The 3,399-nt window shown below is 62.2% G+C and carries 1 protein-coding gene and 1 pseudogene; one reads left to right on the plus strand and one right to left on the minus strand.

The window, feature by feature from the left end:
* Positions 1 to 824 precede the first annotated feature (824 nt).
* Entirely contained in the window at positions 825 to 2,795 is a 1,971-nt protein-coding gene (locus ACZ50K_RS37765; RefSeq protein WP_468911998.1) for a hypothetical protein, read from the plus strand.
* A gap of 144 nt (positions 2,796 to 2,939) precedes the next feature.
* Here the strand turns inward: ACZ50K_RS37765 and ACZ50K_RS37770 are convergent.
* Positions 2,940 to 3,399: pseudogene (locus ACZ50K_RS37770) on the minus strand (transposase); the annotation flags it as partial.

Consider the following 3,399-nt stretch of genomic DNA (forward strand, 5'->3'; position numbering starts at 1 on the left):
TGATCAAGGAAGCCAACAACCTTGGACTGACCATCCGCTTCGACCCCATCGTGGCCTGAACCACCCAACCACGGGGGTCATTTTCGTGTCAGTCCCGTACTAAGCAGTAGGACGAGGCCGACGAGAAGGACGACAAGGCCACGTGGGCGGCCATCTTGTAGAGGTCAACGCCAGCTCGCCAGGTCCGGCCCTCCCGCCAGTGCACTTGCGGCTGCCGACCCGTTCCACGCTGGCCCGCAGAGCTCCCATCAGGTCGACCACCTCGGTGGGGTTCGTCGCTGGCTCGGCCTTCTCACCGTCTCGCCCTGCCGGTGGTTGATCGGGGGGATCATGTCCTGGCTGCTAGGCTACCGCCGCCTCAATCACCGCAGCATCCACCCCGGCACACCGCGCCTTTGATCTCCAGCCTGTCTCGGGACCGTGATAAAAGAGCCGAAGAACTCCTGGACTCACGTTTCTATCGGAGAGCAGCAATCATCCCCATACGGTCCAGGAGTGAAAAGATCAGGCTGGGCCAGGCGGCGCTCCGCGCAAGAAGTTAAGGATCCGAGAACGATCGGAAAAGCTCCCACTAAAACATTCGGGAGTATCTTCTCTTGGGTGCAGGGCACGCGGCAGCGCAGGGCTCTCCGGCGCTGACAGATCGGACAGTCCAAGTGCATGCCGTGCAGGCGGTATCAGCTTCAAATAATCAGGGCAAAGCGGGACTGTTTGAAAATTCCCACGCATATTGGCGAGTCCGTCATATCGAGAGAGACCTGCGCCCCACCGTCTAGGTGATCAAAGAAATCGATTCGGATTACAATAGAAGGATTAACTAGCAGATGAAGCGTGTGAAGAACCGTGTCTGGCTATCGATGTGCTTGCTTCCTGTGATGGCCTTCGCGGTCTCCCCACCGGCCTTCGCTGCCGATACAGAAACCAGCCCTGATTCACTGCAAAGCTGGTTGCCAGTGGGACCCAACGCGTTGGGTGGCTACCTTGCCTCGAGCCCGGTTGATCCCCGAGCCCTCTACGCCATGCCGGTCGGTGGACAGTCAGTCTTCTCCAGCGCAGACTCCGGCGACACCTGGAAACAATCGGCCCATTTCTCCGGGGATTGTCGCGGCGGTGCCATCACCGCTGATCCCAAGAAGTCGGCGACCGTCCTGGTTGCCGGTAGGTGCGGCGACAGCGGCGCGCTCCTGCGCAGCACGGACGCTGGACGAAGTTTCTCGTCACTTCACACCGAACCCGGGCATCTCGCTGCAGTGGTCACTGACGTCTCAGGGCGGGGTATCGCAATTGCCGGTGCCGACGGAGTCAGCGTGAGCAACGACGGCGGCAGCACGTTCCGCCGAATCGAAGGGATCCCTGGCGGCGCCGATCACCTCGAGTGGAGCGGTTCGACCCTGCTCGCGGCTACGGCCGGTGATTTGTGGGCCGTCGAATCCCCGTTCACTACCCCGCAGCCCCGCGTGCTCATGGCGGCCCCGAAGCCCATCACTTCTGTCGCCTCTTCAGGGGACAGGATCCTCGTGAACGATTCTAAAACCCTCCGCTTCTCTTCGGACCGAGGGCATACATGGGCGGCTATGGAAGGGCCTTGGCCCGACGACTCCTACGTGTACTTCGCTGGGCTCTCCAAGAACGGGGACGTGCGGCTGCAGGCAGGACTGCTGGAAGAATCGCAGGATCATACGCTCCAACAGTGGTCCAGCCCAGACAGCGGGACCACCTGGAAGCAGGAGGACGGCATCGCCAAGGTCAACGTGTACGAGCAGATGATCGATGCGCCCGACGACTCAGGTGGCCAGCTCGTGTACACAACATCTGGGCTGTACCGAACTGCTGACCACAGCAAGTTCGCCCTTATGGGAGTGCCTGGTGCACGAGTCCTGTCCATGGCAACGGTCAAGGCCAACGGCACCGAGTCTCTGGTGGCCGGCACCGAAACAGGTACTTACACCTCTAACCGCCCCTTTGCCAAGGTACCCGGAAAGCACGGGCAGACCTGGGGGAACCCTGAAATAGCGCCTCCGACCATTGGGAACCGTGTCAGTGCTCTGGTGACCCATCCGAATCAGCCTGGAGAACTCCTCCGTACCCGCAACGGAGGGTGTACCGAGGTCGCCTCCCCTGAATGCATCTGGGTCGAGAAGTCCACGGACTCCGGCTCGACCTGGTCTCTTGTCGGCACTCATGCGGGTACGGCACGTTCTGCCAATGCCCCAGTAAACGACCTGCGGCGCCTCTACATCAGCGTGCATGACGGCATCCTGGTCAGCAACGATGCAGGTGCCACCGTGGTGCTCCACTCCTACCCTGAAACCGGCGGCATCTTCTCCGTCGTGGCCGACCCGGTGGTCAAAGATCGGGCGTGGATCAGTACGGAAAATGGCCTCTTCCGCACGGACGACGCTGGCGTGAGCGTGATCAACGTTCACGATGCTGAGACGCATCGGATCGCCTTCGATCCGGCAGACCCCCGCCATGTCGTGGTGGGCGGACAAGGGGCAATCCGGACCAGCATGGACGGGGGCGCTACCTTCAAAGAAGCCAAACACGTGCCCTCAGGCCGGATCACTGCCGTCACCTTCGACCCGTCAGGTCACGTGTATGCAGCTACAGAACGATCCGGAAAACAGGGAAACGGCGTCCTGCGTAGCACAGACGGCGGACTCTCCTGGGAGAGTGTCTCGCGCGGTCTACTGACCCCTGACGTTGAATCCCTGCTGGTCTCCAAAGACGGCAGTTGGCTCTTCGCCGGCACGTCCGGCGGAAGCGTCTACCGGATGAAGATCAAGGAATCCTGACATCCGGGTTGCAGGAAGTCGGGCTCCGGCCGGACCTTGGGAGGCAGCCCTGACCGGACGGGTTGTCGAGTAGGCCAGCGCCGAAAGGTCCGGGAACTTACCGCCATCAGGCAGGGGGCCTTGACCCCGAATCCTGAACACGGGTTATGCGGCTGGTGCCAGCGTAGTTGGTGGTGCTTTGAGTGTGGCTTCGTAGGTGATGGGGCTGCGGTGTCCGAGGTGGGAGTGCCGGCGTCGGGTGTTGTAGCGGTTGAGCCATCGGAAGGCGTCGAGTCGGGCCTGGCGCTCGTTGGGCCAGCTCTTTCGGCCCTGGAGCGTCTCGCGTTTGAAGGTCGCGTTGAAGGACTCCGCGAGGCGTTGTCCGCGCTGGACCCGACCGCGCTCATGCTCGTCGGACCCCTCCTGACCTGCAGGCTTCAGCGAATACCCTGCTCGTGTACTGGGCTCCGTGGTCGGTGTGCATGATCGATCCGGCGAGACTGCCGCGGGTGCGGACCGCTGCCGCCGGAGCGTCGGTGACGAGGTCCGCGCGCATGTGATCGGCAATCGCCCACCCGGCCAGACGACGTGAGGCAAGGTCGATCACGGTCGCGAGATAGCAGAA

It is taken from the genome of Streptomyces sp. NPDC033845, assembly GCF_055576225.1.